This is a genomic window from Methylobacterium sp. M6A4_1b (assembly GCF_053345175.1).
In genome coordinates this window covers 91,146-106,620 of record NZ_JBKEZQ010000012.1, presented here as the reverse complement: position 1 = coordinate 106,620, position 15,475 = coordinate 91,146, and the positions used below count along the sequence as shown (strand labels likewise).

Genomic DNA, 15,475 nt, shown 5'->3' with positions numbered 1-15,475 from the left:
CCGCCTTGGGGAAAGACGGCTCCGCGCATCGTCTTGGCGGAGCCAGGGGCTCACGGATGCAACGCGGCGTAACGAGGAGAGGCCTCAGCGGTACCGCGTTTCTCGGCTTTTCGCAAGGTCCGTCCGCCGGGCGACGTCCAGCCCCCCTTCAGCGGCGGCGCAGGCGGACATAGAGCGCCCCGGCGCCGCCGTGGTGGCGGGCCGCCTCCTCGAAGCCGAGGACCACGTTGCGCAGCTCCGGCGCGCGCAGCCAGTGGGGCACGCTGCGGCGGAGCACGCCGCGCTCGGAGAAGGCGTCGTCGTAGGTCGGGCCACCCTTGCCGGTGACCACGAGCACGTGGGTGTGGCCGGCCGCGCGCGCCCGCATCAGGAAGCCGATCAGGGCCCCATGCGCCTGCGCCTGGTACATCCCGTGGAGGTCGATCCGGGCATCCACCTGGAGGGCGCCCCGGCGCAGGGCGAGGCGGGCGCGGCGCTCCAGGCCCGGCGCCGTCGGCGGCGCCGGTGCCAGGACGAGCGCGGGCGGAGCCGGCGGCGGGCTCGGCTTCAGCGCGGCGCGCTTGGCGAGGGTCCGCGGCATCGGCTTGGGCGGCGCGGGCTTCGCAGGAACCGGCTTCGCGGCGGCGGGCTTGAGCGGCACCCCCTTGGCCGACGCGGACGCCGTCGCCGGAACGGGCGTGGCGGCCAGCGGCTGTCCCGCCGCCCCCCGCCCCGTGATGCGGTCGCGCAGGGGCGTGATCAGCCGGGCGATCTCGCCCCACAGGTAGGCGTCCTCGCCGGAGAGGCCGCGCGGGCGCCGGGGCGTCTTCATGGGGCGGATCCGGCTTCCGATTTCGGAAGCAGCACGACGAAGCCGACGGCGTCGCGCAGATTGCCGGCGGCGATCCCCGCCTGCGCGCCGGTGCCGAGGTAGAGGTCGCCGCGCGCCGGGCCGACGATGGCCGAGCCCGTATCGGCGGCGACGACGAGCCGCCCCGGATCGGCGGACCCGGCGATCCGGCCCTCGAGCCAGAACGGCAGGCCGTAGCGCCAGAGGGTGGCGTCCACCGCGAGATTCCGGCCGGGGCTCAGGGGCACGCCGGCGCCGCCGGGCGGCCCGAGGTTCGGGTCGTCGATCTCGGCGAGGCGGAAGAAGATGTAGGAGGCGTTGGCCCGCATCAGCCGGGTCGCGTGCTGCGGGTTCGCCCGCAGCCAGCCGGTCCAGCGCGCCAGGGTGAGGCCGTCCAGGGGCAGGTGCCCCTCCGCCACGATGAGCTTGCCGATGGAGGTGTAGGGCCGGCCGTTGCGGCCGTCATAGAGCACCCGGACCGAGCGCCCGTCGGTCAGGCGGACCCGGCCGGAGCCCTGAACCTGGAGCACGAACAGGTCGACGGCGTCGCGCAGGTAGAGGAGGGGCCGCGCGCGCGCGCCCAGGGCGCCGTCCTCGATGGCGGCCCGGTCGGGATAGGCCTCGAACCCGTCGCCGACCCGGCGCGCGGCGCGCAAGGACGGGTCGAGGCCGGGCCGGGTCTCGCCGGGCTCCAGGCCGACGAGATCGTCGGGGCGGGCGAGCACCGCGGCGGTGAAATCCGCACTCGGGGCGGCAGCCCCGACGAGTTCCGGTTCGAAGTAGCCGGTGAGGAAGCCCGTGCGCCGCTCCGGGTTGCCGCCGGCCGGGGGTCTCACGATCCGGTAGGGCGTGAAGGCCTCGGCGAAGAAGCGCGCCGCTTCGGACTCGGGCACGGTCTCGGCCCGGGCGCAGGCCGACCGGAGCGCGTCGGGCGCGCCCGCGACGGTGGGAGGCTGGGGCGTCGCCGGCGGGGTCCGGCAGGTCCGGCGGAAGGCCGCGAGCACCCCGGCGGCGTCGGGGCCGGGGAAGCCCGGCAGGGCCGCGGCCTCGACGGGCTCCAGCACGGCCTCGCCCACGCGAAACGGCTCGGCCGCGGGGGCGACCGAGCCGGGGGAGGGGAGGCTGAGGGCGGCGAGGAGAACCGCCGCGGGACGGGAGAACCGGTTCACGCGACCTTGTGCATCGTCGGGCTCAGGCGCCGGCTTCCGTGGCGACGAGCTGCCAGTTCGGGTCGCGGGTGCCCAGGGTGCGGGCGAAGGTCCAGATGTCGGGCACCTCCACCACGGCCTCGGCGCTGCCGTCCGTCACCTGGCCCTGCGCGTTGCGCGTGGCGGTGATGAGGTGGGACAGGAAGTGCACGGTGACCTGTGCGACGCGGTTCTTCACGTCGACGGCCACGATCTCGGCCTTGTCGAGGGAGACGAAGGTGGTCTCCACCGTCTCGCGGCGGGCCTCGCGGGCATCGATCTCGCGCTCGAAGCCCTCGCAGACCTCGCGGGAGAGCAGGCTGCGCAGGGTCTTGCGATCCCCTTTGGCGAAGGCGATCACGATGGCCTCGTAGGCGCTGCGGGCGCCCTCCACGAAGGCGCGCGGATCGAAGGCGGGCTCGACCTGGACGACGGCCTCGAGGCCGTGGGCGATGGCCGAGCCGGGCTCGGCGATGCCGCGCCAGTCCCGCGCATCCGCCTTCACCGCGGTCTGGCCGCGGTCGGCCTGGGGCTGGACCCGGTCGGCACCCGGCAGGCGCACGACGTTGTCGGCGTCCCCGCGCGCGGCCGGCGGCTCGGTGCGGCTGCGGTCCACCGGCTTGAACGGCGAGCGCTCCGTGCCGGTCTTCTGCCCGAGCACCGAGCGCAGACGCCAGATGACGAAGACCGCCAGCGCGAGGAAGATCAGGGTCGTCAAGTCGAAGGAGTCCTGCATCACTGATCCGATCGTGGCCTTGGCACGAATACGTTACTTCACGGGGCTCTGGAAACCCGGCCCGGGTCCTCGGCTGACAAGCGTGGCCGAGACACGCCCGGCCTGGACAGGCCCGGCGGAGCGGGTCCCGGCCGAAATGGTCCCGACCATGTCGCGCAGTTGCCGGCCCCTGCGCAAGGCGCGGGCCGGCTCCTCACGCGCGGAGTCTCGATCGGGGTCGAACCTCCGGGGTCGTGCGGAGATATGGATATCGCGGACGCCGATTCCAGGCGAGGGCGTGCGCCTGCGCCGCCTTGACCCGCCTCGCCTTGTCCCGTGCGGACGAGCATGATAGCGCGCTATCGCGCCGACCGAGCGGTGACGGCGTGTCGGTGTGCAGGCCGGTCCGCCCGGGTCCGAGCGACCGGGACCGGCGCCTGTCACGGGCTCGCCCTCAGGATCCGAGCGCAGAAGACCCAGGCCTCGCGCCCCGACGACCCTAGGAAGAGGACAGAACGCCATGGCCGATACTCCGGCACCGAACGGCAACGGTGGCGCCACGGCGCAGACCGACGACGCGACGCCGACGATCAACTCGCTCGCGCAGTACACCAAGGATCTCTCCTTCGAGAATCCGAATGCGCCGCGCTCGCTGCAGCCGCAGGAGAGCGGGCCGCAGATCAACATCCAGGTGAACGTCAACGCCAAGCAGATCGCCGAGTTCGACTTCGAGGTCGACCTGACCCTGGAAGGCGATGCCAAGATCGCCAACGAGGTGCTGTTCGCCTTCGAGCTGACCTATGCGGGCATCTTCCGCATGCGCAACATCCCGCAGGACCAGCTCCACCCGGCCGTGATGATCGAGTGCCCGCGGCTGCTCTTCCCCTTCGCGCGCCAGATCGTCGCCGAGGCCGTCCGCAACGGCGGCTTCCCGCCCCTCTACATCGACCCGATCGACTTCGTCGGCCTCTACCGCCAGAAGGCCATGGAGGCCCAGGCCCAGGGCGAGACCGGCCCGCTCGTCTCCTGAGGCAGCCCCGGCCCGCTCCGCCCGCGCGCGGGGCGGGACCGAAGGCTCGGAAGACCCAGGGCCGGAGGATCGAAGGCCGGAGGATCGAAGGCCGGAGGATCGAAGGCCGGAGGATCGAAGGCCGGAGGATCGAAGGCCGGACTTGGCCGTTACTCGGAGCCCTTCCGGTCGCGGCCCGTGCGCCGCCGGATCGCTCCTGCCCCTGGATCGCATGCTCGCCACGCATCACCTCGCCCTGATCAACGTCTTCACGGGCGACATCCAGGGCGGCCTCGGCCCGTTCCTCGGGACCTGGCTCGCCGAGGCCGCCGCCTGGAGTCCCGCGCGGGTGGGCTTCGTCACCACCCTGGTGGGCATCGGCGCCCTCCTCCTCAGCGGCCCCTTCGGCGCCCTGGTCGATCGCCTCGGCCGGCCCCGGCTGCTGATCGCCCTGGCCTGCGGGGCGATCCTGTGCGGAACCCTGCTGCTGCTGCCGGCCCGGGGCGTGATCCCGGTCTTCGCCGCGCAGATGATGGCCGCGGCGGGCGGCACGCTGCTGCTGCCCTCGGTCACCGCGCTCACCCTCGGCATCGTCGGCAAGGACCGCTTCCCCCGGCAGCAGGGCCGCAACCAGGCCTTCAACCATCTCGGCATCCTGCTCGCGGCCGGCGGCATCGGCCTCGGCACCGGCTGGTTCGGCCCGGCCATCGCCTTCTGGGTGCTCGGCGGCATGGCGGTCCTGGCCATCGTCGCCACCGTCACCACGCCGGGGCACTGCTACAGCGAGCGCCGGGCCGTGGGCTGGCAGGAGGATTCCGACGACAAGCCGGAGCGCGCCGGCCTGCGCAGCATCGTCGCCGACCGCCGGCTCCTCGTGCTGGCCGTGGCGCTCGCCCTGTTCAACCTCGGCAACGGCGGCATGCTCTCGCTGCTCGGCCAGAAGCTGGTGGCCACCGCCGTCGACGCGACGAGCTGGACCGCGCGCTACGTCATGGTGGCGCAGCTGGTGATGATCCCGGTGGCGCTGTTCGCCGGCTCGCTGGCCGACCGGCGCGGCCGGCGCCAGCTCCTCATCGCCGCCTGCGCGGTGCTGCCGGTGCGCGCCGCGCTCTCGGCCTTCATCGACGATCCCCTCTGGCTGATCTCGGCCGAGATTCTCGACGGCGTCGCCTCCGGCATCATCGGCGTCGCGGTGCCGGTGGTGGTGGCCGACCTGACCTGGGGCTCCGGCCGCACCCAGACGGCGCTGGGCTCCCTCAACGCCATCCAGGGCATCGGCGGCGCGCTCTCCGCCTGGTACGGCGGCCTCGCCCAGGCGATGCTCGGCTGGACCGGCGCCTTCCTGGCGCTGGGTGTCCCGGCCCTCCTCGCCCTCGGCCTCGTCCTGTGGCTCGACACCACGAGCGAAGGCCGCGGCGGGCGCAGGCGCGCGGCCGCGCCGGAGCCATCCCGGGACCGGTCGGCGTCCCGGCCGGAAACCGCCTGAGGGCCGATCGACGCCCCGCGGAACAGCGGGCGGCCGCGCCGGTTTGGCGAGACAGCCTCACCGACCGGAGCCCCTGACGATGGACGACCGACCCGACGGACGGACCCTGCGGGTCACCGAGCCGCGCGCCGTGCCCTGGCTCGGCATCGTGCTCGGCTACGGCCCCATGCTGCCCTTCGCCGTCGGTGCGCTCGTCGCCTGGGGCTGGCGCGGCGCCGCCCTCGGGCAGGCCGCGGCCGCGCTGACCATCCTGTGGGGCTGCGCCATCCTGCTGTTCCTCTCCGGCGTCCGACGCGGCGTCAGCTTCCGGACCGAGGGCGGGGCGACCGTCGTCCAGATCGCCACCATGATCGGGCTCTTCAGCCTCGGCTTCGCCGCCCTGGTGCTGGCGGCCCTCGACCGGGCCGTGCCGGCCCTGGCCCTGCTCCTCCTCGGCTTCACGGCGATCGCCGTCCTCGATCCGATCGCGGCCCGGCGCGGGGAGGCGCCGCTGTTCTTCGCGCGCCTGCGTCCGGTCCAGATCCCGATCGCCATCCTGAGTCTCGCAGGGCTTCTCGCCTTGGCGATCTGACGCGCCTCGACGTTCCGAGGGGCTGCGCGCTTGCCGCCCCCGGCCGCCCGCGATAGAGCCCCCGGGACCCCGAACAGCCCCGACGGACGCGAAGATCACCATGGCCAAGGCCGATGAGAACAAGGCCGATACCCGCAAGGCCGACACCCTGAAGCCGCGCCTGCCGCGCGGTTTCGTCGACCGGCGCGCGGACGAGATCGCCGCCCAGCACCGCATGCTGGAGACGATCCGCCGGAGCTTCGAGCTCTACGGCTTCGAGGCGCTGGAGACCCCCTTCGTCGAGTACACCGAGGCGCTGGGCAAGTTCCTGCCCGACCTCGACCGGCCCAACGAGGGCGTGTTCTCGTTCCAGGACGACGACGAATCGTGGCTCTCGCTGCGCTACGACCTGACCGCGCCGCTCGCCCGGCACGTGGCCGAGCACTTCGACGCGATCCCCAAGCCCTACCGGAGCTTCCGCGCCGGCTACGTCTTCCGCAACGAGAAGCCGGGGCCGGGCCGCTTCCGCCAGTTCATGCAGTTCGACGCCGACATCGTCGGGGCCGGCTCGGTGGCGGCCGATGCCGAGATCTGCATGCTGATGGCCGACACGCTCGAGAAGCTCGGGCTGACCGGGCAATACGTGGTGAAGGTCAACAACCGGAAGGTGCTCGACGGGCTGATGGAGTCGATCGGCTTGGCCGGCGCCGACAAGGCCGGCCAGCGCCTGACCGTGCTGCGCGCCATCGACAAGCTCGACCGCCTCGGCGATGCGGGCGTGCGCGAATTGCTGGGCGCCGGCCGCAGGGACGAGAGCGGCGACTTCACCAAGGGCGCCGGGCTGGCCGAGGAGGCGATCGGGCGCGTCCTGGCCTTCACCGGCTGGACCGGGACCGGATCGGCCCCCGCCGACACCGCCACCACCCTGGCGAATTTCGAGACGTCGCTCGCGGGCAGCGCCATCGGCCTGGAGGGCGTGCGCGAACTCGCCGAGATGGCCGCCCTGTTCGCGGCGGCCGGCTACGACGGGCGCATCCGCATCGATCCCTCGGTGGTGCGCGGGCTCGAATACTACACCGGCCCCGTCTACGAGGCGGAGCTGACCTTCCCGGTCACCAACGAGGAGGGCCAGACCGTGCGCTTCGGCTCGGTCTCGGGCGGGGGACGCTACGACGGCCTCGTCGGGCGTTTTCGCAATGAGCCCGTGCCGGCCACCGGCTTCTCCATCGGCGTCTCGCGCCTGTTCTCGGCCCTGCAGCTCGTGAAGAGCCCGCTGCTGGAGGGCATCGCCAAGCCCGGCCCCGTGGTGGTGCTGGTGCTCGACCGGGACAACATCGCGGATTACCAGCGCCTCGTCTCGGCCTTGCGTGAGGCCGGCATCCGGGCCGAGCTCTATCTCGGCGGCTCGGGCATGAAGGCGCAGATGAAATACGCCGACCGGCGCGGATCCCCCTGCGCCATCATCCAGGGCTCGAACGAGCGCGAGGCCGGCGAGGTCCAGATCAAGGACCTGATCGAGGGCGCCAAGGCGGCCGCCGCCATCACCAGCAACGCCGAATGGAAGGCCGCGCGTCCGGCCCAGTTCTCGGTGCCGGCGGCCGAGATGGTCGAGCGGGTGCGCGAGGTCCTGGGACGCCATTTCTGACGTCCCAGATCCGAAACGGGGCCGCGGAGACCGGGCTCCACGGCCGTGAGGCTTCAGGCGACCGAGATGTCGACCTGGATGTTGCCGCGGGTGGCGTGCGAGTAGGGGCACACCACGTCGGCGCGCTTCACCAGATCCTCCGCCACCGCCCGGTCGAGGCCCGGCAGGGTCGCCTTGAGGGCGACCACGAGGCCGAAGCCGGTGCCGTCGTCGCGGGGGCCGATGCCGACGCTCGACTCGATCTTCGAATCCTCCGACACCTGGATCTTGTCCTTGCCGGCGACGAACTTGATCGCACCGAGGAAGCAGGCGGCGTAGCCGGCCGCGAAGAGCTGCTCCGGATTGGTGCCGGCGCCACCGCCGCCGCCGAGTTCCTTGGGGGTCGACAGCTTGACGTCCACCTTGGCGTCGTCGGTCGCGGCGGAGCCCTCGCGGCCACCGGTGGCATGAGCATGGGCGGTGTAGAGTGCCTTCATGTCGGTCTCTCCTGCTGGTCGAACGAACGGATCGGACGCCATGGTCCGGCCCCGGGGCCGGACCATGTCGATTGCGCACAATCTAGTTCTTCACTCGCACAGAACTTGATTGTGCGCAATATGAAATTTGCCTAAGATCGCGGCCCAAGCCCGCTTTCGGGCGTACGTGCATCGTGAAGGACAGCTCGATATGCCGGGACGGCGGACCCGCACGCTCCAGGAGCCGGTGGCGGCGTCGAAATCCTCGGACGCCCTCAGCCTGGACAGCCAGCTCTGCTTCGCCGTCTACGCCGCGGCGCATGCCTTCGGACGGACGTACCGCGCGCTCCTCGCCGCCCATGACCTGACCTACCCGCAATACCTCGTGCTCCTCGTCCTGTGGGAGGAGGAGGGGCTGGCGGTCAAGGAGATCGGCCAGCGCCTGTTCCTCGATTCCGGGACCCTGACGCCCCTGCTCAAGCGCCTCGAGGCGGCCGGCCATGTCAGGCGTGCCCGGGACCGGGCCGACGAGCGTCAGGTCAGCATCTTCCTGACCGAGAAGAGCCGGGCGCTGAAGGGCCAGATGGAATGCGTGCCCGACGAGGTCGGCGGCCTGACCGGCCTGGATCTCGACGGACGCCGGGCGCTCCTCGACATCCTGATGAACCTGCGCGGCGCGCTGCACGCGGGGACGGGCGAGGCCGGGCCGGAAGCGCCCGACGCGGGGCGCGCCACGAAAAAAGCCGTTCCCGCGCGGGCGGGAACGGCTTCCTGACAGAGCTGGTGTCGGCCCGTCGGAGAGGACGGGCCGATCTTGGGTCCCGCTGGAACGCGGGACCCGGTGAGACTCAGGACTTGGTCTTGAGGTAGGCGATGATGTCGTCGACCTTCTTGGGATCCTTGACGCCCGGGAACACCATCTTGGTGCCCGGGATCTTCTTCTTGGGGTCCGTCAGCCACTCGTGCAGGTTGGCCTCGTCCCAGGTGATGCCGGAGCCCTTCATGGCCGCCGAGAAGGCGTAGCCGTCGGCACCTTCGCCGGCCTTCGCGCCGACGACACCCTTCAGGGTCGGGCCGACGCCGTTCTTCTCGAAGTTGTGGCAGGCCTTGCAGGGCGCGAACGCCTTCTCGCCGGCGGCGGCATCGCCCTCGGCATGGGCGGACAGGGGCAGCAGCAGGGCCAGAGCGGCGCCGAAGATGACGTGACGCATCGTGTGTTTCCTCCTTGGAAGCGGTTTAGACCGCTAGCTTATGGCAGAGCTTACCCGTTTAGAACAGATTGAGACAGGAACGTTCAAGGCGCGCCGGGATGCGCTGCGGCCAAAGGAAGCTTCGGCGGACCCGATCGGTTCCGCCGCGGCGACCCGCCGCCACGAACCGGATGCGCCGCGCCGCGGTTTGTCCTAGGGTTTCCATCAAGGCGTCGCCCCGTTCGCCAGTCTCTCTCCGCCCATCCTGCATAGGCGGTCGTGGCTGAGCGGATGCTGAAGGCGTCGCGCCGTCCGGAGGACACGCCCATGTCGATCGCCTTTCCCGTGCCCGATGCCGGCATCGTCGCCCGCCGCGACGCCATCATCGCGGGCCTCGCGCCCCTGGTCGCGCCGGAGGCCCTGGTGATCACCGAGGACGAGCGCCGCGCCTTCGAGACGGACGGGCTCACCGCCTACCGCCGGATGCCGCTCGCCGTGGTGCTGCCCTCCACCACCGCCGAGGTCTCGGCCGTGATGGCCTATTGCCACGCCAACGGCGTGCGCGTGGTGCCGCGCGGCGCCGGCACCTCGCTGGCGGGCGGCGCGATCGCGCAGGAGGACGCGGTGATTCTCGGGGTCGCCAAGATGAACCGCATCCTGCAGGTCGATTACGAGAACCGCACCGCGCGGGTCGAGGCCGGCATCACCAACCTCGCCATCTCGGGCGCGGTCAGCCACGAGGGCTTCTTCTACGCGCCCGACCCGTCGAGCCAGCTCGCCTGCACCATCGCGGGCAACATCGCGATGAATTCCGGCGGCGCGCACTGCCTCAAATACGGGGTGACCACCAACAATCTCCTGGGCGTCACCCTGGTGCTGAACGACGGCACGGTGGTGGAGATCGGGGGCGAGCACCTCGACGCGCCCGGCTACGACCTCCTCGGCCTCGTCTGCGGCTCGGAGGGGCAGCTCGGCATCGTCACCGAGGCCACCGTGCGCATCCTGCGGGCGGCGGAGGGCGCGCGCCCGGCGCTCGTCGGCTTCGGCTCGGTCGAGGATGCGGGCGCCTGCACGGCGGCGATCATCGGCGCCGGCATCATCCCGGTGGCGATCGAGTACATGGACCGTGAGGCGATCCTGATCACCGAGGACTTCGCCCAGGCCGGCTACCCGCGCGACGCCGAGGCCATGCTGATCATCGAGGTCGAGGGCTCGGATGCCGAGTGCACGGCGATGCTCGCCCGCATCGAGGCCATCGCCCGCGACTTCAACCCGACGAGCATCCGGGTCTCGAAATCCGAGGCCGAGAGCGCCGCGATCTGGAAGGGCCGCAAGTCCGCCTTCGGCGCCACCGGCCGGATCTCGGACTACATCTGCATGGACGGCACCATCCCCACCGGCCAGCTCCCCGGGGTGCTGGAGCGCATCGGCGCGATCTGCGCCGAGAAGGGCCTGCGCGTCGCCAACGTGTTCCATGCCGGCGACGGCAACCTGCACCCGCTGATCCTGTTCGACATCAACACGCCCGGCGAGATCGAGAAGGCGGAGGCCGCCGGCGACGAGATCCTCAAGCTCTGCGTCGAGGTCGGCGGATGCCTCACGGGCGAGCACGGCGTCGGCATCGAGAAGCGAGAACTCATGCGCTTCCAGTACGCCCAGGCCGATCTCGAGCAGCAGATGCGCGTGAAGAACGTCTTCGACCCGAACTGGCTGATGAACCCCGCCAAGGTGTTCCCCCTGGAGGGGCGCCTGGTCGCCTGAGCCCTCGGGCCTCCGGACCTCAGGCCTCCGCGCCGAAGGCCTCGCAGCGGAACGCGCCGTAATCGGTGCGGGCCAGGCGCTCGGCCAGCGCCGGCAGGAACAGCATGGCCTCCTCGGCGAGCCGCCAGGGCGGGTTGACGACGATGAGGCCATTGCCGTTGAGGCGCGTCGGGTCGGGCTCGGAGACCATCAGGTCGAGGCGCAGGGCCGGGCGGGCGAGGTCCCGGTCGAGCTGGGCCACCATGTGGTCGACCTTGGCGACGTCCTTGATCGGGTACCAGCCGAGATAGATCCCCGTCGGCCACTTGGCGACCGCCCTGGCCAGGGCCGTCCCGAGGCGGTCGATCTCGCCGAGCTCCTCGTAGGGCGGGTCGATCAGCACGAGGCCGCGGCGCTCCGGCGGCGGGATCATCGCGTTGAGCGCCGTCCAGCCGTCGAGATGCATCACCTTCGAGAGGGAATCCTGGTTGAAGCGCGCCCGCAGGATCTCGGCATCGGCCGGGTGCAGCTCCACGAACACGCCCTGGTCGCTGGGGCGCAGGAACTCGCGGATGATCGCGGGCGAGCCCGGATAGGTCTCGGCCCCGTGCCGGTCCTGCACCGCCGCCACCGCCACCCGGTAGGGGGCGAGCAGGGCCTCGACCGCCTCGGGAAACGGCGTCGCGAGGCGGCCCCAGCCCTCGTGCCACTCGCCCGTGCGCCCGGACTCGTCGGCGGTGAGGTCGTAGAATCCGAGGCCCGCATGCGTGTCGATCGCCCGGAACCCCGTGGGCTTCAGGCAGAGATGGGCCAGCACGCGGCTGAGCACGAGGTGCTTCAGGACATCGGCGAAGTTGCCGGCATGGAAGGCGTGGCGGTAATTCATGACGTCCGGATCTGTGTCACCGCGGGCCCCAGCGATCGGGTCCGGGATCGGAGCGCGGCATCATCTACCGCGCGGCGTCGATGGCAACCTCGCCGGCGCGGCAATTCTGGCGCGCCACGTCCGGGCAGGGGGTGAAGCCGCGCAGATCCTTGGAAAAGCAGATTCGCACCTCCTGGAGCTGGCCGCCCCGGCAGGTCACCGACATCATGTCGGGGCGCAGGCCCCGGTTGGCCGCCACGAACTGCCGGGCCACCTCGATCGGCGCCATCCGGGTGTCGCGCTCCAGCCCCTTGAAGGCCTCCGGGATGGTCACCGCCGCGCGGACGTCCCGCGCCGCCTGGAAATACGAGACCGGGTCGAGGCCCGAGCAGGTGCCGTGGCTGCGCCACTCGTGCCGGGCCAGTCCCTCGCTCGGATAGACCTGGGCCGCCACCTCGATCGCCTGCCGGGTGGGCGAACGCTCGACCGAGGAGCAGTTCGAGGGGTAGCCGCGGGTGTATTGCGGCCAGAGGCCGTGCACGACGAAGCCGAGGCCGCGCCCCGGGCGGCACTGGCCCTCCGCCTCGCGCCGGGCGCCGGGGCCGTCGCAATAGGTCGGCGACCAGGACAGGGCCAGGACGTAGAAGTCGAACGATCCCGGCGTGCCGCCGCGCTCGACGCCCTGAGCCAGCGCGCCCGGTGCCGTCAGCGCGAGGGCGAGACCCGCACCGGCGAGGCGATGCGAGCGCCGGGAGGCGCGGCTCACGGACGGGCTTCGCGGCAGGCCGAGGAATAGGCGTAGGCGAGGTTGCGGTCGAGGCCGTGGACGCAGAACTCGATGCCCCAATCGGCGCCGATGATCCCGAGCCCGTCGCGCACCGAGTAGTCCACCTTGCGGCGGACGCCGTCCGAGGTGGTGGCCACGGCGCTGCAGAAGCGGCGCGGCACGTAGTCGAGGCCCCAGGGGCGCCAGGCCGTGCGCTCGATATGCTCGTAGCGCAGGATGGTCAGGGAGGAGTTCCAGAACTTCGCCTCCTTCTCGGCGAAGTGCGTCGCGAGCCGCTCCAGCACCTCGGGGGCCTGGCAGCCGGGGATGTTGGCGTCGTAGTTGAACTCGCGCTCCTCGGCGGGCGTGATCTCCTCGCGGCCGGAGCGGGCGAGCGCCGGCTGGAGGGCGCTGGCCAAGACGAGGCCGAGGGCGAAGGCGGTGGAGAGGGGATTCGGGCGCATGCCGGCGTCTTTGTTCCGCTGGAGTCCGTGAAGCGTGCCGGAACGATGGCGCCTCGGACCGCCCTGTCAAGCATGGGACCGGGGGCGGCGTCGCTTTCCGGGCGCCCTGGGGTGCGCCGGGCACACCCCGAAAGCGGGATTGGCCGCGGCCTCAGTAGATCGGTTCGTCGAGACCGGGCGCGGTGAGCGAGAGCGGTTCGGCGGCGAAGTCCTCCGGGGGAAGGGCGGCCGCGACCCGAGGCGCCGGGGAGCGCGCGACGGGAGCGCGCGGGGCGGCGGCATAGGCCGCCGGCGGCGCGGGCTGGCGGACGGGAGCCGGTCCGTGGGCGAGCTGCGCGGCGGGCGGCCGGGCGGGCTGGCGGGCCGACATCGGGGTGACGCCGTAGGGATCGTCCTCCTCGACGTCGATCGGGGCCTGCGGCGGGGCGGGCAGGCGCTCGGGCGGACGCGGACGGGCCGTGGCGCGCGCCACGCCGTCGGCACCGAGCTGCGGCGTGAACTTGATCAGCGGCTGGCAGATGCGGCGCAGGCCGCGCGGGTCGTGGCGGGCGAGGTCGACGTGGATGTGGTCGTAGTGGAACACGTTCGAGCCCGGCGCCAGCACCGTGGAGAACCGGGCGCAGGCCCCGAGGAAGACTTCGCGCAGGAAGCCCTGCTCGGCCTCGGTGCCGCGCCAGCCGCCCTTCACGGTGATGACGTAGCCGTCGGCGAGCTTGAACGACATGATGTCGACCGCATTGCCGAAGGAATGCTCGGAGAGCTTGGCGCCCGCCTGGTTGTTGCGGCCCCGGCAGGCATAGGTGCCGGCGTTGATCTCGGCCACGGGCTGGCCGAAATACAGGTTCGCGGCCGGCTGGATCGTGTCGGCGAGCCAGGCCTCGGCCTCGGTCAGCGCCGGGCAGGCCAGGGTCACGCGCTGCTTGAGGGCGACAGTGCCCTTGCCGAGGCGGGTGACGCGGTAGGGCTGCAGCATGCCGCAGACGCCCGGTCCGCTGATCTCCTTGACGGGGGTGACGAACTCCGTCGTCTCGACGAGACGCTTGGCGTTGCAGGCCTGCTCGGTCTGGTCACGCCAGGGCTCGCGCTGCTCAAACTTGTTGAGTGCACAGCCGGTGAGGCCCGCGCCGAACAGCGTCAGGGCCGAGAACGCGAATACGCTACGCCACATGATGCGGACGATGCGCCGGGTTCCGTAAACGTTGCGTCAACGATGCGGTGCGGGCGGCGTCCCTGTGGACGGGTGTTGACAGGAGGCGGCCGAGGCCGGACCAAGCGCCCATGCTCTCCCTCGTCGATCTCCGCACCCGCATCATTGCCGGCACCCTCGACCCCGCCGGCGCCATCCGCCTCGCCGAGGCCGCCATCGCCGCCCGCGACCCCGGCATCGGGGCGATCGTCAGCCGAAATCCCGCTCCGGTCGTCACCGGATCGGGGCCGCTGGCGGGCATCGCGGTCGGGATCAAGGACATCATCGACACGGCCGACCTGCCGACCCAGATGGGGTCGCCGATCTATGCCGGCTGGCAGCCGAAGGCGGATGCCGCCATCGTGGCGCGCCTGCGCGCGCTCGGCGCCGTGCCCCTGGTCAAGACCACGACCTCGCCCTTCGCGAGCCACGACCCCACCGCGACCGTGAACCCGCGCGACCCCGGCCACACCCCCGGCGGCTCCTCGGCGGGCTCGGCCGCGGCCGTCGCCGCCGGGATGGTGCCCCTGGCGCTCGGTACCCAGACCGGCGGCTCGGTGATCCGCCCGGCGGCCTTCTGCGGGGTCGCGGCGATCAAGCCGTCCTTCCGGCTGCTGCCGACCGTCGGCGTCAAGACCTTCTCCTGGGCCCTCGACACCGTCGGCCTGTTCGGGGCCGGCATCCGCGACGTCGCCCAGGGCTTGAGCCTGATCGCCGATCGGCCCGCCCTCGATCTCGACGCGCCGCCCCAGGCGCCGCGCCTCGGCCTCTGCCTCCAGGATTTCGCGGACGCTCCCGATGCGGACGCCCTCGCCGCCCTGCACCGGGCCGCCCGCGCGGCGGAGGCCGCCGGCGCGCGGATCGTCGATCTCGTCCTGCCGGCGCCGCTGCCGGAGGCCTGGGTCCGGCACGCGACCATCCAGGATTACGAGGCGCGCCAAGCGCTGGCCTGGGAATACGCCCATCACCGGTCGCAGCTCAGCCCGGAACTCGGCGAGCAGCTCGACGCCGCCCAGGGCCTCGTCGCCGCCCAGTACGACGCGGCGCGCCGCGCCGCTCATCGGGCCCGGCGCGTGTTGAAGGATCTGTTCGGGGATTTCGACGCGATCCTGACCCTGTCGGCCCCGGGCCGGGCGCCGGCCGGCCTCGGCACCACGGGGGATGCGCGCTTCAACCGCCTCTGGACCCTGATGGGCGTGCCCTGCGTCACCGTCCCGGTTCCCGGCGACGGCCTGCCGCTGGGCGTGCAGGTCGTCGCCCGCTTCGGCGACGACGGCCGGGCCCTCGCCGTCGCGCGGATGATCGAGCAGGCCCTGGCGGCTTAGCACGCGCGCGCCTCGAGCCGACGCCATCCGGGGGCTATCGCCCCCCCGGTTCCTTCCGTCCCC

General features: G+C 72.2%; 16 protein-coding genes. 7 read left to right on the top strand and 9 right to left on the bottom strand.

All coding sequences use genetic code 11. The annotated features are described in order from the left end of the window. Positions 1-148: 148 nt before the first annotated feature. From ACLBWX_RS13850 to ACLBWX_RS13840, 3 genes are read right to left on the bottom strand one after another with little or no spacing between them, the layout of a single operon-like run. Positions 149-811: a Smr/MutS family protein gene (locus tag ACLBWX_RS13850; protein WP_447677633.1), complete on the bottom strand. Its 663-nt coding sequence runs from the start codon at positions 809-811 to the stop codon at positions 149-151. Further along, positions 808-1,998 (bottom strand): murein transglycosylase A, encoded by a 1,191-nt coding sequence (mltA, locus tag ACLBWX_RS13845; RefSeq protein ID WP_447677632.1) that lies wholly within the window; start codon positions 1,996-1,998, stop codon positions 808-810. Before mltA ends, ACLBWX_RS13850 begins: the two co-directional genes overlap by 4 nt. 22 nt (positions 1,999-2,020) lie before the next feature. Next, positions 2,021-2,752 (bottom strand): Tim44/TimA family putative adaptor protein, encoded by a 732-nt coding sequence (locus tag ACLBWX_RS13840; protein WP_447677631.1) that lies wholly within the window; start codon positions 2,750-2,752, stop codon positions 2,021-2,023. A 499-nt stretch (positions 2,753-3,251) separates the two neighbouring features. Between ACLBWX_RS13840 and secB the strand changes: the two genes are divergently transcribed. The 4 genes from secB to hisS all read left to right on the top strand — a co-directional run bounded on the left by secB (position 3,252) and on the right by hisS (position 7,421). Beyond that, a complete protein-coding gene (gene secB, locus ACLBWX_RS13835) occupies positions 3,252-3,761 on the top strand; it encodes a protein-export chaperone SecB (protein WP_447677630.1) in 510 nt (169 codons plus the stop codon). A gap of 211 nt (positions 3,762-3,972) precedes the next feature. After that, positions 3,973-5,226 (top strand): MFS transporter, encoded by a 1,254-nt coding sequence (locus ACLBWX_RS13830; protein ID WP_447677629.1) that lies wholly within the window; start codon positions 3,973-3,975, stop codon positions 5,224-5,226. Between the two features lie 79 nt (positions 5,227-5,305). Continuing rightward, a complete protein-coding gene (locus ACLBWX_RS13825) occupies positions 5,306-5,797 on the top strand; it encodes a DUF3429 domain-containing protein (RefSeq protein WP_447677628.1) in 492 nt (163 codons plus the stop codon). A 100-nt stretch (positions 5,798-5,897) separates the two neighbouring features. Then, positions 5,898-7,421, top strand: coding sequence for a histidine--tRNA ligase (hisS, locus tag ACLBWX_RS13820; RefSeq protein ID WP_447677627.1), 1,524 nt, complete (start codon positions 5,898-5,900; stop codon positions 7,419-7,421). A 53-nt stretch (positions 7,422-7,474) separates the two neighbouring features. Here the strand turns inward: hisS and ACLBWX_RS13815 are convergent, their stop codons facing one another. Continuing rightward, complete coding sequence (locus ACLBWX_RS13815) at positions 7,475-7,897, bottom strand: organic hydroperoxide resistance protein (RefSeq protein WP_447677626.1); 423 nt, start codon at positions 7,895-7,897, stop codon at positions 7,475-7,477. A 190-nt stretch (positions 7,898-8,087) separates the two neighbouring features. On the opposite strand from ACLBWX_RS13815, the gene ACLBWX_RS13810 reads away from it, so the two are divergent. After that, complete coding sequence (locus ACLBWX_RS13810; RefSeq protein ID WP_447677625.1) at positions 8,088-8,651, top strand: MarR family winged helix-turn-helix transcriptional regulator; 564 nt, start codon at positions 8,088-8,090, stop codon at positions 8,649-8,651. Between the two features lie 73 nt (positions 8,652-8,724). Here ACLBWX_RS13810 and ACLBWX_RS13805 read toward each other — a convergent pair whose 3' ends face one another. Beyond that, positions 8,725-9,087, bottom strand: a complete 363-nt coding sequence (locus tag ACLBWX_RS13805) for a c-type cytochrome (RefSeq protein ID WP_447677624.1) — start codon at positions 9,085-9,087, stop codon at positions 8,725-8,727. Between the two features lie 306 nt (positions 9,088-9,393). Here ACLBWX_RS13805 and ACLBWX_RS13800 point away from each other — a divergent pair, with 306 nt between their 5' ends. After that, the gene (locus ACLBWX_RS13800; protein WP_447677623.1) at positions 9,394-10,827 is read left to right on the top strand and encodes an FAD-linked oxidase C-terminal domain-containing protein; all 1,434 of its coding nucleotides are present in this window, start codon (positions 9,394-9,396) and stop codon (positions 10,825-10,827) included. 19 nt (positions 10,828-10,846) lie between these two features. Here the strand turns inward: ACLBWX_RS13800 and ACLBWX_RS13795 are convergent, their stop codons facing one another. From ACLBWX_RS13795 to ACLBWX_RS13780, 4 genes are all read right to left on the bottom strand, one after another. Next, positions 10,847-11,692, bottom strand: coding sequence for a 23S rRNA (adenine(2030)-N(6))-methyltransferase RlmJ (locus ACLBWX_RS13795; protein ID WP_447677622.1), 846 nt, complete (start codon positions 11,690-11,692; stop codon positions 10,847-10,849). A 64-nt stretch (positions 11,693-11,756) separates the two neighbouring features. Beyond that, complete coding sequence (locus tag ACLBWX_RS13790) at positions 11,757-12,437, bottom strand: ribonuclease T2 family protein (protein ID WP_447677621.1); 681 nt, start codon at positions 12,435-12,437, stop codon at positions 11,757-11,759. Continuing rightward, positions 12,434-12,901, bottom strand: a complete 468-nt coding sequence (locus ACLBWX_RS13785) for a hypothetical protein (protein ID WP_447677620.1) — start codon at positions 12,899-12,901, stop codon at positions 12,434-12,436. Before ACLBWX_RS13785 ends, ACLBWX_RS13790 begins: the two co-directional genes overlap by 4 nt. 151 nt (positions 12,902-13,052) lie before the next feature. Then, positions 13,053-14,069: an extensin family protein gene (locus ACLBWX_RS13780; RefSeq protein WP_447677619.1), complete on the bottom strand. Its 1,017-nt coding sequence runs from the start codon at positions 14,067-14,069 to the stop codon at positions 13,053-13,055. A 110-nt stretch (positions 14,070-14,179) separates the two neighbouring features. On the opposite strand from ACLBWX_RS13780, the gene ACLBWX_RS13775 reads away from it, so the two are divergent. Continuing rightward, the gene (locus ACLBWX_RS13775) at positions 14,180-15,412 is read left to right on the top strand and encodes an amidase (RefSeq protein WP_447677618.1); all 1,233 of its coding nucleotides are present in this window, start codon (positions 14,180-14,182) and stop codon (positions 15,410-15,412) included. The last annotated feature ends 63 nt before the right edge of the window (positions 15,413-15,475 follow it).